The 16798-nt window shown below is 42.8% G+C and carries 14 protein-coding genes; 2 read left to right on the forward strand and 12 right to left on the reverse strand.

Annotation, left to right across the window (positions count from 1 at the left end; all coding sequences use genetic code 11):
* Nucleotides 1–154: 154 nt before the first annotated feature.
* The 9 genes from deoB to PSF67_RS18935 all read right to left on the reverse strand — a co-directional run bounded on the left by deoB (nt 155) and on the right by PSF67_RS18935 (nt 11150).
* Nucleotides 155–1378, reverse strand: a complete 1224-nt coding sequence (deoB, locus tag PSF67_RS18895; RefSeq protein WP_272677467.1) for a phosphopentomutase — start codon at nt 1376–1378, stop codon at nt 155–157.
* Nucleotides 1379–1431: 53 nt separating this feature from the next.
* Nucleotides 1432–2754: a thymidine phosphorylase gene (deoA, locus tag PSF67_RS18900; protein ID WP_102138939.1), complete on the reverse strand. Its 1323-nt coding sequence runs from the start codon at nt 2752–2754 to the stop codon at nt 1432–1434.
* A gap of 48 nt (nt 2755–2802) precedes the next feature.
* Nucleotides 2803–3582: a deoxyribose-phosphate aldolase gene (deoC, locus tag PSF67_RS18905; RefSeq protein ID WP_102138938.1), complete on the reverse strand. Its 780-nt coding sequence runs from the start codon at nt 3580–3582 to the stop codon at nt 2803–2805.
* Nucleotides 3583–4070: 488 nt separating this feature from the next.
* On the reverse strand, nt 4071–5354 hold the full coding sequence (locus PSF67_RS18910; protein WP_181490142.1) for a NupC/NupG family nucleoside CNT transporter: 1284 nt from the start codon (nt 5352–5354) through the stop codon (nt 4071–4073).
* Nucleotides 5355–5659: 305 nt separating this feature from the next.
* Complete coding sequence (locus tag PSF67_RS18915; protein WP_232368229.1) at nt 5660–6445, reverse strand: TatD family hydrolase; 786 nt, start codon at nt 6443–6445, stop codon at nt 5660–5662.
* Entirely contained in the window at nt 6438–7535 is a 1098-nt protein-coding gene (locus PSF67_RS18920; protein WP_102138935.1) for a patatin-like phospholipase family protein, read from the reverse strand. The genes PSF67_RS18915 and PSF67_RS18920 overlap by 8 nt, the downstream gene beginning before the upstream one ends.
* A 142-nt stretch (nt 7536–7677) precedes the next feature.
* On the reverse strand, nt 7678–8088 hold the full coding sequence (locus PSF67_RS18925) for a BON domain-containing protein (protein ID WP_166266568.1): 411 nt from the start codon (nt 8086–8088) through the stop codon (nt 7678–7680).
* A gap of 194 nt (nt 8089–8282) precedes the next feature.
* Nucleotides 8283–9872, reverse strand: a complete 1590-nt coding sequence (prfC, locus tag PSF67_RS18930) for a peptide chain release factor 3 (RefSeq protein WP_166266566.1) — start codon at nt 9870–9872, stop codon at nt 8283–8285.
* Between the two features lie 213 nt (nt 9873–10085).
* Complete coding sequence (locus tag PSF67_RS18935; protein ID WP_102140290.1) at nt 10086–11150, reverse strand: tartrate dehydrogenase; 1065 nt, start codon at nt 11148–11150, stop codon at nt 10086–10088.
* 102 nt (nt 11151–11252) lie between these two features.
* Between PSF67_RS18935 and PSF67_RS18940 the strand changes: the two genes are divergently transcribed.
* Together PSF67_RS18940 and PSF67_RS18945 are read left to right on the forward strand one after the other, a co-directional pair.
* The gene (locus PSF67_RS18940; RefSeq protein ID WP_166266562.1) at nt 11253–12167 is read left to right on the forward strand and encodes a LysR substrate-binding domain-containing protein; all 915 of its coding nucleotides are present in this window, start codon (nt 11253–11255) and stop codon (nt 12165–12167) included.
* Nucleotides 12168–12201: 34 nt separating this feature from the next.
* The gene (locus PSF67_RS18945; protein WP_272677468.1) at nt 12202–13107 is read left to right on the forward strand and encodes a helix-turn-helix domain-containing protein; all 906 of its coding nucleotides are present in this window, start codon (nt 12202–12204) and stop codon (nt 13105–13107) included.
* Nucleotides 13108–13152: 45 nt separating this feature from the next.
* Here PSF67_RS18945 and PSF67_RS18950 read toward each other — a convergent pair whose 3' ends face one another.
* The 3 genes from PSF67_RS18950 to PSF67_RS18960 are packed head-to-tail and all read right to left on the reverse strand — an operon-like array spanning nt 13153 to nt 16735.
* Nucleotides 13153–14106, reverse strand: a complete 954-nt coding sequence (locus tag PSF67_RS18950; RefSeq protein ID WP_166266560.1) for a PDR/VanB family oxidoreductase — start codon at nt 14104–14106, stop codon at nt 13153–13155.
* Between the two features lie 16 nt (nt 14107–14122).
* On the reverse strand, nt 14123–15571 hold the full coding sequence (locus PSF67_RS18955) for an NAD-dependent succinate-semialdehyde dehydrogenase (RefSeq protein ID WP_102140294.1): 1449 nt from the start codon (nt 15569–15571) through the stop codon (nt 14123–14125).
* A gap of 36 nt (nt 15572–15607) precedes the next feature.
* Nucleotides 15608–16735: an aromatic ring-hydroxylating oxygenase subunit alpha gene (locus tag PSF67_RS18960; RefSeq protein WP_102140295.1), complete on the reverse strand. Its 1128-nt coding sequence runs from the start codon at nt 16733–16735 to the stop codon at nt 15608–15610.
* Nucleotides 16736–16798: the final 63 nt, after the last annotated feature.

Here is a 16798-nt window from a genome sequence, read left to right on the forward strand (position 1 = left end):
CCATTACCTTTAACTTCCCGCCATTACCCTAAATAATTTGAGTTGTAGCTAGGCGGCAAAGAAAATCATCCCTATGAGCATACATCAGTATGTGATTAGGGTGATTTTGTGCAGCCAACACCGCTACAGCTCAAAGTATGACGGGTAATGGGTGTTAGAGCATTGGTTTACCATAATCCATCGGCGACAAATCAAAGTACTTAGCCACTGTCTGCCCAATGTCTGCGAAAGTTTCGCGATGACCTAATGAACCTGGTTTCACTTTCGGGCCATAAACCAACACAGGAATGTACTCACGGGTATGGTCAGTACCTGGCCAAGTTGGGTCACAACCGTGGTCAGCCGTTAAAATTAGAATGTCGTCTTCTTTAACTAATTTCATCAGCTCAGGTAAACGGCGGTCGAATAATTCTAATGCTGCGGCATAACCGGCCACATCACGGCGGTGGCCATATGCAGAGTCAAAATCCACAAAGTTAGTGAAAACGATAGTGTTGTCACCCGCCAGTTTCATTTCTTCAACGGTGGCATCGAACAGCGCATCAATGCCTGTGGCTTTGATTTTCTTAGTAATACCTACGTGAGCGTAAATATCCGCAATTTTACCGATAGAGACGACTTCACCTTGTTTTTCATCAACTAATTTTTTCAATACGGTTGGTGCTGGTGGCTCTACCGCTAAGTCATGGCGGTTACCTGTACGTGTGAAGTTACCAGCCTTGTCACCAACAAATGGACGCGCGATAACACGGCCAATGTTATAACCACCTTTGGTTAACTCTTCACGCGCAATTTCACACAGCTCATACAGTTTATCTAAGCCGTAAGTTTCTTCGTGACACGCAATTTGGAATACTGAGTCAGCAGAGGTATAGAAAATAGGTTTCCCTGTTTTCATATGCTCTTCACCCAGTTGATCAAGGATAACTGTACCTGATGAATGGCAGTTACCTAAATAGCCCGGTAAGTTAGCTTTCTCAACTAAAGTGTCCAACAGTTCTTGTGGGAAGCTGTTTTCTTCATCAGAGAAATAACCCCAGTCGAATAGCACAGGGACACCCGCAATTTCCCAGTGGCCTGATGGCGTATCTTTACCCGAAGAAATTTCGCTCGCATAACCATATGCGCCAATAATTTCTGCTTTAGGATCAAGGCCCGCAGGGAATGAACCGCTTGATTCCTCTCCTGCTTTACCTAAACCTAATTTTGTTAAATTCGGTAAATGCAGAGGCCCTTTACGGCCAATATCCGCTTCGCCGCGTGCGCAAGCATCTGCAATGTGACCCAACGTATTTGAGCCTTCATCACCAAATTTATGTGCATCGTGTGCAGCTCCGATCCCAAAGGAATCCAAAACCATAATAAATGTGCGTTTCATATTTTTCTCCTGCGGTATTTTTAAATACGATATACCACTAAAATCTATTTGTATTATTCGCTGATTTGGCGATAAACCATAGGTGTCGCTTCAGGTGCCTTGTCGCCAATCACCATCGCTTCGCGCACTTCCTTCGCCGCTTCTTCCCACGCTTTTTCACTATTTGCATGGATAATTGCCAGTGGCGTCTGGGTATCCACTTTGGCACCTAACGCAGCGATATCACTCAAACCAACGCTATAATCAATTGGGTCTGTCGCTTTACGACGACCACCACCTAAAGTCACGACAGACATACCCAGTGCACGTGTATCCATTTGCGTGATAATACCGTCTTGAGGTGCATAAACGGCTTTGCTCAGCACGGCTGTTGGCAGATATTTGTTGTAGTTTTCAACAAAATCAACAGGCCCTTTTTGAGCGGCAACCATGCGACCAAACACTTCTGCCGCTTTACCATTATCTAATACTGCTTGTAATTTTTGGCGCGCTTCTTCGCGGTTTGCAGCTAATGAACCAGACACTAACATTTCTACGCATAATGCCATGGTAACTTCATAAAGGCGTGGATTACGGTATTCACCCGTTAAGAATTGAACCGCTTCACGTACTTCAACTGCGTTACCTGCACTGGATGCCAACACTTCATTCATGTCAGTCAATAATGCGGTCGTTTTACAACCCGCCCCATTGGCTACTTTAACAATAGACTCTGCTAGCTGTTCTGACTTCTCATACGTTGGCATAAATGCACCAGAGCCGACTTTAACGTCCATCACCAGAGCATCAAGGCCTTCAGCCAGTTTTTTACCTAAAATTGAAGCCGTAATTAGCGGAATTGAGTCCACTGTCGCGGTAATATCACGGGTCGCATAAAAACGTTTATCAGCAGGCGCCAATGAGTTAGTTTGCCCAATAATTGCCACCCCGACATCTTTGATAATGTCACGGAAACGGACATCATCTGGGAAGATATCGAAATTAGGGATCGCTTCAAGCTTATCTAATGTCCCACCGGTGTGGCCTAGACCACGGCCTGAGATCATCGGTACATAACCACCACAAGCTGCAACCATTGGACCAAGCATCAGTGAAGTCACATCACCCACGCCGCCCGTTGAGTGTTTATCAACTAATGGACCATTGAGGTTGAGTGATTTCCAGTTCAGAACCGTACCTGAATCACGCATTGCTAATGTCAATGCAACACGCTCAGGCATGGTCATATCATTAAAATAGATAGTCATTGCCAATGCAGCAATTTGACCTTCTGAAACTGAGTTATCACGAACTCCATTGATAAAGAAACGAATTTCTTCTTCACTTAATGGCTTACCATCGCGTTTTTTACGGATAATTTCTTGTGCCAGAAACACAATATGCTCCTTTAAAGTCGAATTTATCGGCTAACAATATTGCGATAATTAATAGCTGCTGCTTGATTTTTTAACGTCAAAACCCAGCGTATTTAATAAATTTGCTAATAAGCTAGAAGCCCCAAAACGGAAGTGGCGGCTATCAGCCCAATTGTCACCTAAAATTCGTCCCGCTAACGCTAAGTATTCAGCGGCTTCTTCTGCGGTACGTACACCACCAGCTGGCTTAAAGCCTACTGTTTTTTCAACGCCCATATCATGGATGACTTGCATCATGATTTCTGCACTTTCTAAAGTTGCATTAACAGGCACTTTACCCGTAGAGGTTTTAATAAAATCAGCACCCGCTTTAATCGAAATTTCAGACGCTTTACGGATTAACGCTGCATCTTTTAATTCACCTGTTTCAATGATCACTTTCAACAACACATTGGCAGCTGCACAAGCGTCTTTACAGGCTTTCACTAAGTCAAAACCAATTTGTTCATTACCGGCAATCAGTGCGCGATAAGGGAAAACAACGTCAACTTCATCTGCACCGTAAGCAATCGCCGCTTTAGTTTCAGCTAATGCGATATCAATATCATCGTTACCGTGTGGGAAATTTGTGACCGTTGCAATACGCACATCTGGAGTGCCTTGTTCACGTAATGTTTTACGTGCAATTGGAATGAAACGAGGGTAAATACAGATTGCTGCCGTATTGCCTGCTGGGCTTTTCGCCTGATGACACAGTGCGATGACTTTTGCATCGGTATCGTCATCATTTAAAGTGGTTAAATCCATAAGGGACAGCGCGCGTTGTGCGGCCGCTTTTAAATCAGTCATATAACTCTCCAACGTTGTTAATTCTTCAGAACGACACGTTCTTTGTTGGCGAGCGGGCTTGGTTCCTTAAAGATGCTAGTCGGATGCTTTCCGAACTGAGCAGCTGAGATCCTTCTCACCGCATCATGCCCTAGAGTCCTAGACTCTGAGAACTAGCAGTTCCATAGCAGCTTACTAATGCCTATTTGACCATGGAATGATGCCTTTTTATGTGCTACAAATCACATTAATCGACTGAATGTTACATTATTAAAATAAAAAATGTGATGAATATCTAATTATATCATCTCTCACCATCAGTTTTTCGCTCAAATGGCTTTTCAATGTATTCTTCATCATTAATTGACTAAATTAAGAATAGTTGAAAATTTATGATTGATATAAAAAGTCATAAAAGAATATAGCGAATCAAAATGAAAACGGAAGGACTATTGCCCTTCCGATTGACTTATTTGAGATGGTATAAATCTTACCACCAGATACATAAATTAAATGACTGCCGCTGCGCCTAACGTCAAGAAAAAGCCTGCGATGGTTGCACTCATTAAATTAGACAGGGTACCCGCCATAACCGCTTTCATACCTAAACGAGCAACCTCACTACGACGATTTGGCGCCATGCCCCCTAAACCACCGAGTAAGATAGCAACGGATGAAAGGTTCGCAAACCCACATAATGCGAACGAAATAATCGCCTTAGTATGGTCAGAAAGCACTTGTTTACCCGCTGCCAGCACTTCTGCATCTGCCTTCATATAATCACCAAAGTTCATAAAGGCAACAAATTCATTCACGACAATTTTTTGACCGATAAAAGAACCCGCAACTGTCGCTTCACTCCACGGTACACCAATTAAGAAGGCAATCGGTGCAAATAACCAACCTAATAATAATTCAAGTGATAATTGTGGATAATCAAACCAACCACCAATGCCACCTAAGATGCCATTAATCAACGCAATCAATGCGATAAAAGCTAATAACATTGCACCCACGTTCAGTGCCAGTTGCATCCCTGATGATGCACCAGATGCTGCTGCATCAATGATATTGGCTGGGCGCTCATCTTCAGCAACTAAATCGGTTGCATCAACCCGATCGTTCACATCTTCCGTTTCTGGAACCATCAGTTTAGCGAATAATAAACCACCTGGAGCGGCCATAAAGGAGGCGGCGATCAGGTATTCCATAGGCACACCCATTTGTGCATAGCCCGCCAAAACTGAACCCGCGACAGAAGCTAAACCACCACACATGATGGCAAACAGCTCTGATGTGGTCATTGTTGCAATATAAGGGCGAACAACCAATGGCGCTTCCGTTTGCCCTACGAAGATATTCGCTGTCGCAGATAAGGATTCGGTTCTTGAGGTTCCCAGTACTTTTTGCAGGCCACCACCAAGAATTTTAATCACTAACTGCATGATGCCCAAATAATAAAGCACAGCAATTAATGAAGAGAAGAAAACGATAATTGGCAAAACACGGAAAGCGAAAATAAAGCCACCGCCGCCAAACAGTTCAAACATTTTATCGGAAACAAGGCCACCGAAGATGAAACTCATCCCATCTTGGCCATATCCAATAACTTTAGAAACCGCATCAGACATCCCTTGAAGCACACTACGCCCCGCAGGAACATAAAGAACAAATGCGCCAATGGCTAATTGAATTAAAAATGCACCACCGACTGTGCGGAGTTTAATTGCTCGGCGATTGCTGGAAAATAGAATAGCTATCGCGATAAGTACCGCCATTCCGATAATACTCATAATGAGCTGCATGGAAGGATCCCTGTTCACTTTATTTTAGGTTGATATATAAGGAAACGTGTAAGTCGCCTTGATTCTTAATCTGATGATTATACCTAGTCATCACCAATAACCCGCAATACTCATCACAAATACACACTGCAATAAACAACAAAAATTCACATAATGTGACAAAAATCACAAAATAGACTCGGTTTAGTCTGGAAAGGAACTAAAGTCCTAATTCATCACAATAAAGACTAAATAGATTTAAATAGCTAACTAGTGAAATTACATAAACATTACTTATGAATTTGTATGCGGTTTTATTTGGTGAGATTAAATAACGACAAGCTATTGTTGTAAAGTTGTTGGGCTATTTCTTCAGGGGATTCGTGGCGAAGCTCACATAATGAACGAAAAACCCACTCAATACGTTCAGGCCGATTTGGCTCACCTTGGAAACCCGAAACAGGCATATCGGGGGCGTCCGTTTCGAATAATAATGAAGCCAAAGGAAGTTGGGACATCACATGGCGAGTTTTATTCGCTCTTTCATAAGTAATGGTTCCACCCACACCAATATAATAACCAAGTTTAACAAAGGCTTGCGCTTGAGATAGGCTGCCAGCAAAGCCATGTACGACACCACGAGCAGGGACCTCAAAACGACGTAACATCGCTGCTAATGGGTCATGGCTTTTTCGTGAATGCAAAATAACGGGTAAATCAAACTGTTTCGCTAACTTTAATTGTGCGGACAACACCTCTTGCTGGCGTTCAAATTGCGGGTTTTGCATATAGAGATCAAGCCCAATTTCGCCTATCGCTACACATTTTTTATTTTTTTCAGTTAGATAATCAGTCAATATATCAATATGTTGTTCTTGAAACTGACTTAAATATAATGGATGAAAACCCATAGCAGCATGGAGCTGCGGGTACTGCTGTGCCAGTTGCCAAACCCGCTCAAAATTATCCACACTCACCGTAGGAATGACAATATCGCTCACGCCACTTTGCTGAGCAAGCTTCAAGCTTTCAGTAAAAGAGTCACTAAAGGGTGGAAAATCAAAATGGCAATGGGTATCAATAAATTGAAGCTCAGCCATCACGGCTCTCATTTGCTGATATTGCAGCCAGAGGCACTGAAGAGACAGGCTCAGTCACCAATTCAGGAATGAGCTCGCTCGGTACTTGAGGCTCAAGCTGAATATCTAATGGATTCGACTCAATTTTCTGTGCCAAGGTATGTCTAAAGCGATTTGTACTGTGGTCAAATGCATCACCCAGTGCTGCAATAAAATAGCGGCCACACCGGCGACCCGTATGGTAATCTTGATTAAGTGAAGACACCTTACTACCCAGCGCACTGCTTTTCAGTGGAACAGGTGGATAAATCTCAAAGACCTGTACATCTTTTGGTGGGTTTTCAATAAATTCTTGCGTTTTACGGTAACTTTTCAGATGAACTTTCAGCATAGCGGCCATACGTTGTAGGCCATTATTTTCCCCTTCCAACCACCGAGTCATTCTTTTCACCCATTCAGGGGTAAAATACATTTGGGAGGGAACGGTACGGATCACAACAATGGTCTCTGCGCCACGACGATATGCCTCTTCAACTGGGATCGCAGCACTAATACCGCCATCCTGATATAAAGTGCCATCAAGTTCGACGCCTTCCCGATAAAAACCCGGGATCGCGCTGGACGCACGAATGATATCCAACCAAGTGTCGGCATCAGGCTGTAAGAAGGCCGCAGAAAAATCATCACTGCGACTTGCCCCCATATAGAATTCACGGCCTGAATCTAATAAATCGAGCCCTGCTTGTATACGTAATGGAAATTCTTTTGCTGTGGTATCGACTAGCCAATCTAAATCAATCAGATGGCCACCTCGAATAAACCGCAAGGGATTAAAAAATGCTGAATTGGTTGTATAGCGTGTGATCACGCGACGTGCGTAGCCCGCTTGCCCACAAATATACGCAGAAAGGTTTTGAGCTCCTGCAGAAGTACCAATCATCAGATCAAAAGGGTTGAAATCAGAGATAAGAAACTCATCCAGTACACCTGCAGTAAAAATCCCTCGTTGGCCGCCACCTTCACAAATCAGAGCCGTTTTTCCCGAGTTGATATTATCAAAGAATGCAAGCGGCTCAATCGTGCCGAGTGTAACTGAAACGTGTTTTCCCATAATGCCTCTGGATGACAGAAGTTCTTTTTAATTCACTTTAAATAGCTCAAAAACAGAATGAGCTTCCCCTAGAAAGCCCATTCTATCAACATTGTACAATAAATACTCAGCAATATGAGCTATTGAGACATTTATTTACCACTTAGTTAGCAATCACTAAACCATTTTGTACCGATTTGACCCCATTAACTTGCGATGCAACTTGGGTAATTTTATCCATTTGCTCAGCTGATTTAACAAAGCCTGATAAGTAAACAACACCATTAACGGTTTTAACTGATACGCTGTTACTCGATATACCTTTCGTACCCAGTAATTTCCCTTTTACATCAGCAGTAATCGCTGAGTCATCAATGTACTCGCCGGTATTTTTAGCGCCACTCGAAATAGCATTTCCAGTATCTTTACCTGCCATTTCAACTGTCTTAGATGCACTGTCCCACGTATCTGAAGCTTGTTTTTTCAAAGCACTATCAGATGATGAGCTACAAGCCGCGAGTGCCCAGCTCAACCCAATAACTCCTAACCAACTCAATAGTTTTGCTTTTTTCATAAAAACCTTCCTTTCACTGCAATGGACAACGAATAATATAGCCTAAGTAAAAAAACATAAAAAATAAAGAGAAAGGTAATAAACACAGAATATTCTTGATGATAAGCACCAAAAAACAGGGAAAGTAACTTTAAATGAAGTTCGAAATAAGATGACCCACTGCTAACCATGTTAGTCGTGGGTCATAAACACAATTAGTGTTCGCGTGTTTTGCGGAATTTAACGTCAGGGTAGCGTTCACTGGTGAGGTTAAGATTCACCATTGTAGGTGCGATATAAGATAAGTTATCGCCACCATCAAGGGCTAAATTTTGCTCATTTTTGCGCTTAAACTCTTCAAGTTTCTTCGCATCATCGCACTCAACCCAACGCGCAGTAGAAACGTTAACAGCTTCATAAATAGCTTCAACGTTATATTCGCTTTTCAAACGCGAAACCACCACGTCAAACTGCAGCACCCCTACCGCACCAACAATTAAGTCATTGTTAGTTAACGGACGGAAAACCTGTACCGCCCCCTCTTCAGATAACTGAACGAGGCCTTTTAGCAGTTGTTTTTGTTTTAGCGGGTCACGTAAACGAATACGACGGAATAATTCAGGGGCAAAGTTTGGAATACCCGTAAATTTGAGTTCTTCACCTTGTGTGAAGGTATCACCGATTTGGATCGTGCCATGGTTGTGCAACCCAATAATATCCCCTGCGTAGGCGTTTTCGACCTGAGAGCGGTCCCCCGCCATAAAAGTTAACGCATCGGAAATTACTACGTCTTTTTTGATACGGACTTGGCGTAGTTTCATGCCTTTCTCATAAGTACCTGAAACAATACGCATAAATGCAACACGGTCACGGTGTTTCGGGTCCATATTGGCTTGAATTTTAAACACGAAGCCAGTGAATTTTTCTTCTGTCGCATTAACTTGGCGTAAATCTGTTTGGCGTGGTTGCGGCTGCGGAGCCCACTCCACTAAACCATCTAACATATGGTCAACACCAAAGTTACCTAACGCTGTTCCGAAAAAGACTGGGGTTAATTCCCCCTGCAAGAAGGCATCATGGTCAAACTCATGGGATGCCCCTTGAACCAATTCCAGCTCATCGCGTAACTGCGCGGCTAGTTCATCACCTACGGCTGCATCGAGATCCGGGTTATTTAGCCCTTTAATAATACGGATTTCTTGAATTGTATGCCCTTGACCTGTTTGGTATAGGATTGTTTCATCGCGTAATAAATGATAAACACCCTTGAATAATTTACCACAACCGATAGGCCATGTGATTGGACAACAAGCAATTTTCAGCTCATTTTCCACTTCATCCATTAATTCCATTGGGTCACGAATATCACGATCCAATTTATTCATGAAAGTTAAGATTGGAGTGTCACGTAAACGGGTAACTTCCATCAGCTTACGTGTCCGGTCTTCAACCCCTTTACCTGAGTCAATCACCATTAAGCAGCAGTCAACCGCTGTTAATGTACGGTAAGTATCTTCAGAGAAGTCCTCGTGACCTGGGGTATCCAGTAAGTTAACAAGACAATCATTATAAGGAAACTGCATGACAGAGGTGGTAATCGAAATACCACGCTGCTTTTCCATTTCCATCCAGTCGGATTTAGCGTGTTGGTTAGAGCCACGGCCTTTTACCGTACCTGCACGTTGAATAGCGTGCCCAAACAATAACACTTTTTCGGTTATTGTGGTTTTACCCGCATCGGGGTGGGATATGATAGCAAACGTTCTGCGTGTGCTAACTTCATGGAGAAAGTTCTGATCTGTCATTTAACCGTTCTTTTCGTTTATATACAGATTTGTATAAGCATTCGAAGAGGCTCAATGTGGCTCTTGGCGTCGCAAATCCGTCTTGTTAATCAAAATTGGCGGTTATTTTCGCAGATCTTGGGGGTATTAACAATCAAAGCATCGAGGAACAGGCAAAACAGTCCCCCGATGGCTCACGAAATTGGCTCAATAAACAGCGTCTTTATGCATCAACTAAGCACTGACCAAACGGGCTATTTCATCCCCCAACGCCTGCGTACTGGCATCGCCGCCCATATCACGAGTCAAATGTTGACGTTGTTTAATCGCGGTTTCTACCGCAGACATAATCGAATCATGCATCTCAGGGCATCCCAAGTGCTGCATCATCATGGCTGCCGCCCAAATCGTACCAATCGGGTTAGCAATATTTTGCCCTGCAATATCCGGAGCTGATCCATGAACCGGCTCAAACATCGATGGGAATTGTTTTTCTGGGTTAATATTGGCAGACGGCGCAATCGCAATGGTACCTGTACAAGCAGGCCCTAAATCAGACAAAATATCGCCAAACAGGTTTGACCCAACAATCACATCGTAGAACTCTGGCATTCTCACTAAGTTTGCAGCAAAAATATCAATATGAAATTGGTCAACTTTGATATCTGGGTATTGCTTCGCTATTTCGGCTACGCGACTATCCCAATAAGGCATTGAATGAAATAGTCCGTTGGATTTCGTCGCTGAACTTAAATGTTTTTTCTCACGCGACTGTGCCAAATCAAAAGCATATTTTAAAATACGGTCTGTTCCCTTACGGGTAAAAATACTTTGTTGCAGCACCATTTCTTCATCAGTACCTTCGTACTGAATACCGCCAATCGCAGAGTATTCCCCTTCAACGTTTTCACGCACCACATAAAAATCAATATCTCCCGGTTTTTTATCTGCTAACGGACACTTAATGCCATCAAACAGACGGACAGGACGCAGGTTAACATATTGGTTGAAAGCGCGGCGGATAGGTAATAACAGCCCCCATAATGAAATATGATCAGGAACACCTGGGAACCCGACTGCGCCTAAGAAAATCGCATCAAATTTTTTCAATTGTTCTAAGCCATCTTCAGGCATCATACGCCCCGTACGGTGATAGGTTTCGCACGACCAATCAAAATGGGTAAACTGCAATTTTATCCCGTGCTTATTTGCCGCTGCTTCTAATACTTTTAACCCTTCAGGGATCACTTCGGTACCAATACCATCACCAGGAATAACCGCTATGTTAAATTGTGACATTGTGAAAACCTCTGATAATTGAATTATGTCTGTTTGTTCTCCAGTTTAGGGGTTGCTGTGATAAAGTATAGATATGAAGTGTAATCCTTAGGTTTACAAACTATGAACAAGCTTCCTTCGTTAGAGGATATCCGCGTTTTTGTCACGGTTGCCCGTTTGATGAGTTTCTCTCAAGCCGCTTCACAGCTGTTGGTATCCCCAGCTTATGTTTCTAAACGCATTAAGTTGCTAGAAGAAAATTTAGGACAAACTTTATTTTTTAGAACTGCTCGCTCAATTAAGCTGACTCATGAAGGGCAAATTATTTTGCGTAGCAGTGAAATGATGCTAGCTGAATTGGAACAGATGCAACAGCAACTCAACGCCTGTCGCGAAGAGATCCGCGGCTCACTGCGTATCAGTTGTAGCACAGGCTTTGGCAGTACTTACATTAACCCGTTTATACTGACATTGCGGGGAAATTACCCTTTATTAGGCATTGACCTCACTTTAACCGATAAGTCTGTCGATATTATTAGTGAAAACATTGATGTTGATATCTGTATTGGCGGTACGATAGCTGAGCAATTTATTGCTAGGCGGATTGCACAAAACCAACGTATCCTGTGCGCTTCGCCAAGCTACTTAGCAACACACGGCTACCCAAAATATCCACAAGAACTGGAACAAAAGCACTTTTGTATTGCGATTAAAGAACGTAATCAAGCCCCCGCGGTATGGAAGCTTGAACATCAGCAAGAAAGTATGACAGTCACTCCCAATAGCAAATTAACCGTCAATAATGGTGAAGTCGCCAAGCAATGGTGCTTAAGTGGTGAAGGGATCCTATTGCGCTCCCAATGGAGTGTGCAGCCTGAGTTACAGTCTGGCCAATTAGTGCGAGTGTTACCGCAATGGCATCAAACCGCGGATGTTTATGCTGTATATTCGAGAAGTCTCCGAACGAGTGCTAACCTTAGAGTCTTTATCGAAAATCTAGAGCAATACCTTGCTACTCACTTATCACATGGTTTTTAGTTAACCCCATAAGTTATAAGGTAAACATGAATTGATGACAGAAACAGAGACATTCAAAGAACGTTTGTTGAAATTGCTAAAACAGAAAAAAATGAGTCAATTAAAGGCAGCTGAAGCCCTTGGCGTTTCCCGAACGGCAGTTAACAAGTGGACGAAAGGCGGCATGATTGATGAAGATAATCTTGAAAAGCTCGCCACGTTATTGGATGTCGACAAGATATGGTTGAAATACGGTGAATATACCAATAACCAAATCACTGTTAGCAATTCAGGCGTCATGCGCAATATCAACGAAGTCCATCTTCAAGAATCCGCAGAGATCGTGACATGGGAGTGGGACTTATTAACGGGGGAATTGAACTACTCCGACAACGTTGAAGCCGTATATGGCATCAAAATCACCAGTAATGAAGATTTCTGGGCCTTAATGAGCCATGACTCCAAGGAAAAGTTGGTTAATGGATATTCCAAAATTATCCGTGAAGGGGGTGCCCATGAAATGGATTTTAAAATTAACTGGGAAGGCGATTACCGCTGGATCACATCCCGAGCCACAGGCGTCAAAGGCCCTAATGGCAAAGTGACAAAACTGGTTGGGATCAGCTTAGACAACACAGAACGTAAAAATACTGAACTGCGCCTGCGTAAAATCAAATGCTATTTTGATGTTTTATTGTCCCATTTCAATCATTTAGTCGTATTTACCGATAAAGCAGGTGAAATATTAGCCAGCAACTTACACAACCAATCGACTGAAATAGATTACCTTGAACTACAACGTTTATTGTATCAGTTAGTGATTAATCATAAGCCATGGCTAGATGAAGTATTTCGGACTGGACGGGGGCAAATCGTATTTCAAGACAAGCAAATTACCGCTTATCAACACTTGAATGATGAAAAACAGCCTTTTTTAATGTTTGAATTAAAAGATATTTAAAACAGGTATTCTGCCCCACTTGTGGCCTAAGCGGGGCAACTTTGATTATAAATCAAGGACTAACCGTTTAGATTTAGCTCGAGAAACACACAACATCATCGTTTTCTGCTCAGCTTTTTCATCATCATCGAGATAGTGGTCACGATGATCAGCCTCTCCCTCAAGTATTGCCGTTTCGCAGGTTCCACAAACCCCATTACGGCATAAACATTCCACATTAATGCGCTTATCTGCTTCGATTACCTGCAAAATGGACTCATCTTTACCGATTTCCAAACTAAAACCTGAACGTTGAAAATAGACCTCAAATGAATCCCCTTCGCTGGCAACTTCACCAAAATTTTCAAAATGAACCTGTGATTCACCAAGGTGCTGATGACCCTTTTCAATCACCTCATTAATTAATGATTGGGGACCACATACATACAGATGGCTATTGCTCGCTTGTGCTTGAACCAACTGTTCAACAGACATTCGTTGCCCTTGGCTGCCGTCATAGAGAAATAAACGCGAGCCAATACGCTGTTGCAAATGTTCAAGAAATGCCGCTGTTGCGCTATCACGAAAACAGTAATGGAGCTCAAAATCCATTCCATTTTCTTCTAATTCATAGAGATAAGAGAGAAAAGGCGTGATCCCAATTCCACCAGCGATCAAAATATGCTTACATTGGTTATCCGGTGCCAACGAGAAAAAATTCTGTGCTGGTGACAGGTACAAACTGTCCCCTGGCGATAGCTGCTCATGCATAAATGCAGAGCCGCCTTTCGAGTTTTCATCACGCAATACAGAAATACAATAACTGCCACACTGCTGTGGGTCACTGATTAACGAATAAGCACGTTGTAAACCGGCCTGCCCATCCATGTGAACGGTAACGTGGCTACCTGCACTAAAAGGCACAAAAGTACCATCTTGCGCTACAAATTCGAACATCTTGATATTTGGGCTAACTTGCTCAATTCGGCTAATATTGACTGCAATTTTTTGTTGGTTCATCACAGTGCCTCTCTTATTATTCAATATCTAAACACAGATACTTAGTACTTAAATAATCCTCAATACCATATCGAGAGCCTTCTTTTCCTAGACCTGATTGCTTCACACCTCCAAAAGGAGCAACTTCATTAGAAATCAAGCCTGTATTGATACCGACCATGCCACTTTGTAGCTTTTCAGCAACACGATAAACACGGCTAACATCACGAGAAAAGAAATAAGCCGCTAAGCCATAAATCGTATTGTTGGCGCGAGTAATCACTTCATTTTCATCACTAAAACGAATCAATGTTGCAATGGGACCAAATATTTCTTCATGAACAATCTTCATTGAATCATCAACATCAACAAGGACTTTGGGATTAAAGAAATTGCCATACTCAGTAACTTCATTCCCTAAGGTTAATTGGCGAGCGCCTTTCGCTAATGCATCTTGCAATAACTCATTCATCCCATCGATAGCACGTGTTGTGATCATCGGCCCAATATCGGTACTGGCTTCAAGACCATTACCGACTTGCAATTTGGCGACTTCTGTAACGAACTTGGTCTGAAATTCATCGAAAATCGCATCTTGAACATAAAAACGGTTCACACAAACACAAGTTTGCCCACCATTACGAAATTTCGCTTGAACCGCACTCTTTACCGCTTTATCAATATCCGCATCATCAAAGACAATAAAAGGCGCGTTCCCCCCCAGTTCAAGTGAGGTTTTCTTAATCGTTGAAGCGCACTGCTCAGACAATATTCGCCCAACTTGTGTTGAACCGGTAAACGAAAATTTACTGATAAGCTCATGTTTAGTTAGGCGTTCCCCTAGAACGCGAGAGTCCCCAGTAATGACGTTAAATATCCCAGCGGGGATACCCGCCTCATCAGCCAGCTGCGCTAAGGCTAGTGCCGTAAAAGGCGTTTCTGTCGCGGGTTTGATAACAATACTGCAACCCGCAGCCAGTGCTGGAGCCGCTTTACGAGTGATCATCGCTGCGGGAAAATTCCATGGCGTAATCGCACTGCAAACACCGATCGGCTGCTTGATTGTCGAAAGACGGTTACTTCCCACCGTTTGAGGGATAGTCTCCCCATAAACACGTTTTCCCTCTTCCGCAAACCATTCAATAAATGACGCGGCATAACGAATTTCACCTTTTGCCTCATGCAGTGGCTTACCTTGTTCGAGAGTCATTAAACGCCCGAGATCGTCAACATGGGCTTCAATCAGCTCAAACCAGCGACGTAAAATGATAGAACGCGCTTTCGCTGTCAGCTTACTCCAGCCTTCCATCGCAGAATACGCAGATTCAATCGCCTCATTTACTTGTGTGGCCGACAGGCTGGGGATCGTTCCCAGCACAGATTGGTCAAAAGGATTAGTCACAGGGATTTTATTGTCTGAATCAACCCATTGCCCATTGATGTAACATGACTGACGAAATAGTGCAGGGTGAGTTAAATGATGCATTTGTGACTTCTCCTTTTATTTTTATGGTTAACGTAATTACTCAGTGTGCGCGCCAGCGATGATTTTATGGAAATGAGCAACGCCATGTTCACTAATCCCACTGCGCTGCCTGTCAGCCATGATACGCCCTTGGCCTCGATAGCCACGCGATCTCAACCCTTTTTGTACACTTTCTACTAACCGTAAATCTTCTGGGCGGAACACCGTGCGATACCATTCCACTAAGTTTTTCTGATATTCAGTCAACTCTTCATTGAGGAAATAAATATCATAGTGCTGCAAAGTTTCCCCTGCGCTCACAGGAAACTCATAAATGACTGTCATGAAATCGCCGCCTGGAGGCATATTGAACATAGTGCTTGGCCAAATCCAAAAACCAAAGAAACGCGGGTCTAAAACAGATTCATCAAATTGATAGGAGGACTCAGAAGGTTTTGCCTTACCAATTTGAACAGTCCAATTATCCAATAATTGGTGTTCGTATACGTTAACATCCACCGAACTTGCAAAGCTCACATGGTTGGTTGGGCAGTGATAACACTCAATATAGTTATCAACAATGGTTTTCCAATTAGCTGGTGTATGGCTAACAAACCGAGCGGCCAATTTTAAATCGCTAATTACCGCACAAGCTTCTTGCATTTTTTCAGCTAAACCTGGAAGTTGCTCTTCAATAGGCTGAGGTTCGCCTACGGTCATATTTACATAGATAAACCCTGCATGTTCAGTAACATGGAAGCTACTTAATGTCATTGCATCAGCTTCAAAATTATTCACATTTTCACAGTTAGTCGCATGTGCTAATTGGCCATCTAGCTTGAATGCCCACGCATGGTAAGGGCAAGTAATCACATTTTTGACTTTACCGCTTTCACCGCTGATCAACTGATGCCCTCGGTGTGGACACACATTATAGAAACCGCGCAATACATCATCGCGACCACGAACAATCACAAGGCTTTCACCAATGAGTTCACGGGTGATATACGAATTTTTTTCTTTTACCTCACTAACATGTGCGACACAAACCCATGAATTAGCGAATATTTTTTCTTTTTCATACTCAAAAACATCATTAGACGTGTAATAACGCGCAGGGATTGTCCATGCGTTATCGATATCAAGGTGATCATTAATCGAAATGACTTTAGCTGCATTGCTCATAATTGCCCTCACTTATGTAAACTTATAGTTAACATCTTTTTTGGGAATGTTAATGCAGATCGC

Origin of the sequence: Providencia sp. PROV076, assembly GCF_028483405.1 — a bacterium.
Taxonomy (GTDB): domain Bacteria; phylum Pseudomonadota; class Gammaproteobacteria; order Enterobacterales; family Enterobacteriaceae; genus Providencia; species Providencia huaxiensis.

Bases quoted from the DNA above. Each gene is read 5' to 3' on its own strand.
- PSF67_RS18955 (WP_102140294.1), bottom strand. From the start codon at position 15,571: ATGCATCATTTAACTCACCCTGCACTATTTCGTCAGTCATGTTACATC.
- deoC (WP_102138938.1), bottom strand. From the start codon at position 3,582: ATGACTGATTTAAAAGCGGCCGCACAACGCGCGCTGTCCCTTATGGAT.
- PSF67_RS18915 (WP_232368229.1), bottom strand. From the start codon at position 6,445: ATGGCTGAGCTTCAATTTATTGATACCCATTGCCATTTTGATTTTCCA.
- PSF67_RS18960 (WP_102140295.1), bottom strand. From the start codon at position 16,735: ATGAGCAATGCAGCTAAAGTCATTTCGATTAATGATCACCTTGATATC.
- PSF67_RS18945 (WP_272677468.1), top strand. From the start codon at position 12,202: ATGACAGAAACAGAGACATTCAAAGAACGTTTGTTGAAATTGCTAAAA.
- deoB (WP_272677467.1), bottom strand. From the start codon at position 1,378: ATGAAACGCACATTTATTATGGTTTTGGATTCCTTTGGGATCGGAGCT.
- PSF67_RS18925 (WP_166266568.1), bottom strand. From the start codon at position 8,088: ATGAAAAAAGCAAAACTATTGAGTTGGTTAGGAGTTATTGGGTTGAGC.
- PSF67_RS18940 (WP_166266562.1), top strand. From the start codon at position 11,253: ATGAACAAGCTTCCTTCGTTAGAGGATATCCGCGTTTTTGTCACGGTT.
- prfC (WP_166266566.1), bottom strand. From the start codon at position 9,872: ATGACAGATCAGAACTTTCTCCATGAAGTTAGCACACGCAGAACGTTT.
- PSF67_RS18920 (WP_102138935.1), bottom strand. From the start codon at position 7,535: ATGGGAAAACACGTTTCAGTTACACTCGGCACGATTGAGCCGCTTGCA.
- PSF67_RS18935 (WP_102140290.1), bottom strand. From the start codon at position 11,150: ATGTCACAATTTAACATAGCGGTTATTCCTGGTGATGGTATTGGTACC.
- PSF67_RS18910 (WP_181490142.1), bottom strand. From the start codon at position 5,354: ATGAGTATTATCGGAATGGCGGTACTTATCGCGATAGCTATTCTATTT.
- PSF67_RS18950 (WP_166266560.1), bottom strand. From the start codon at position 14,106: ATGAACCAACAAAAAATTGCAGTCAATATTAGCCGAATTGAGCAAGTT.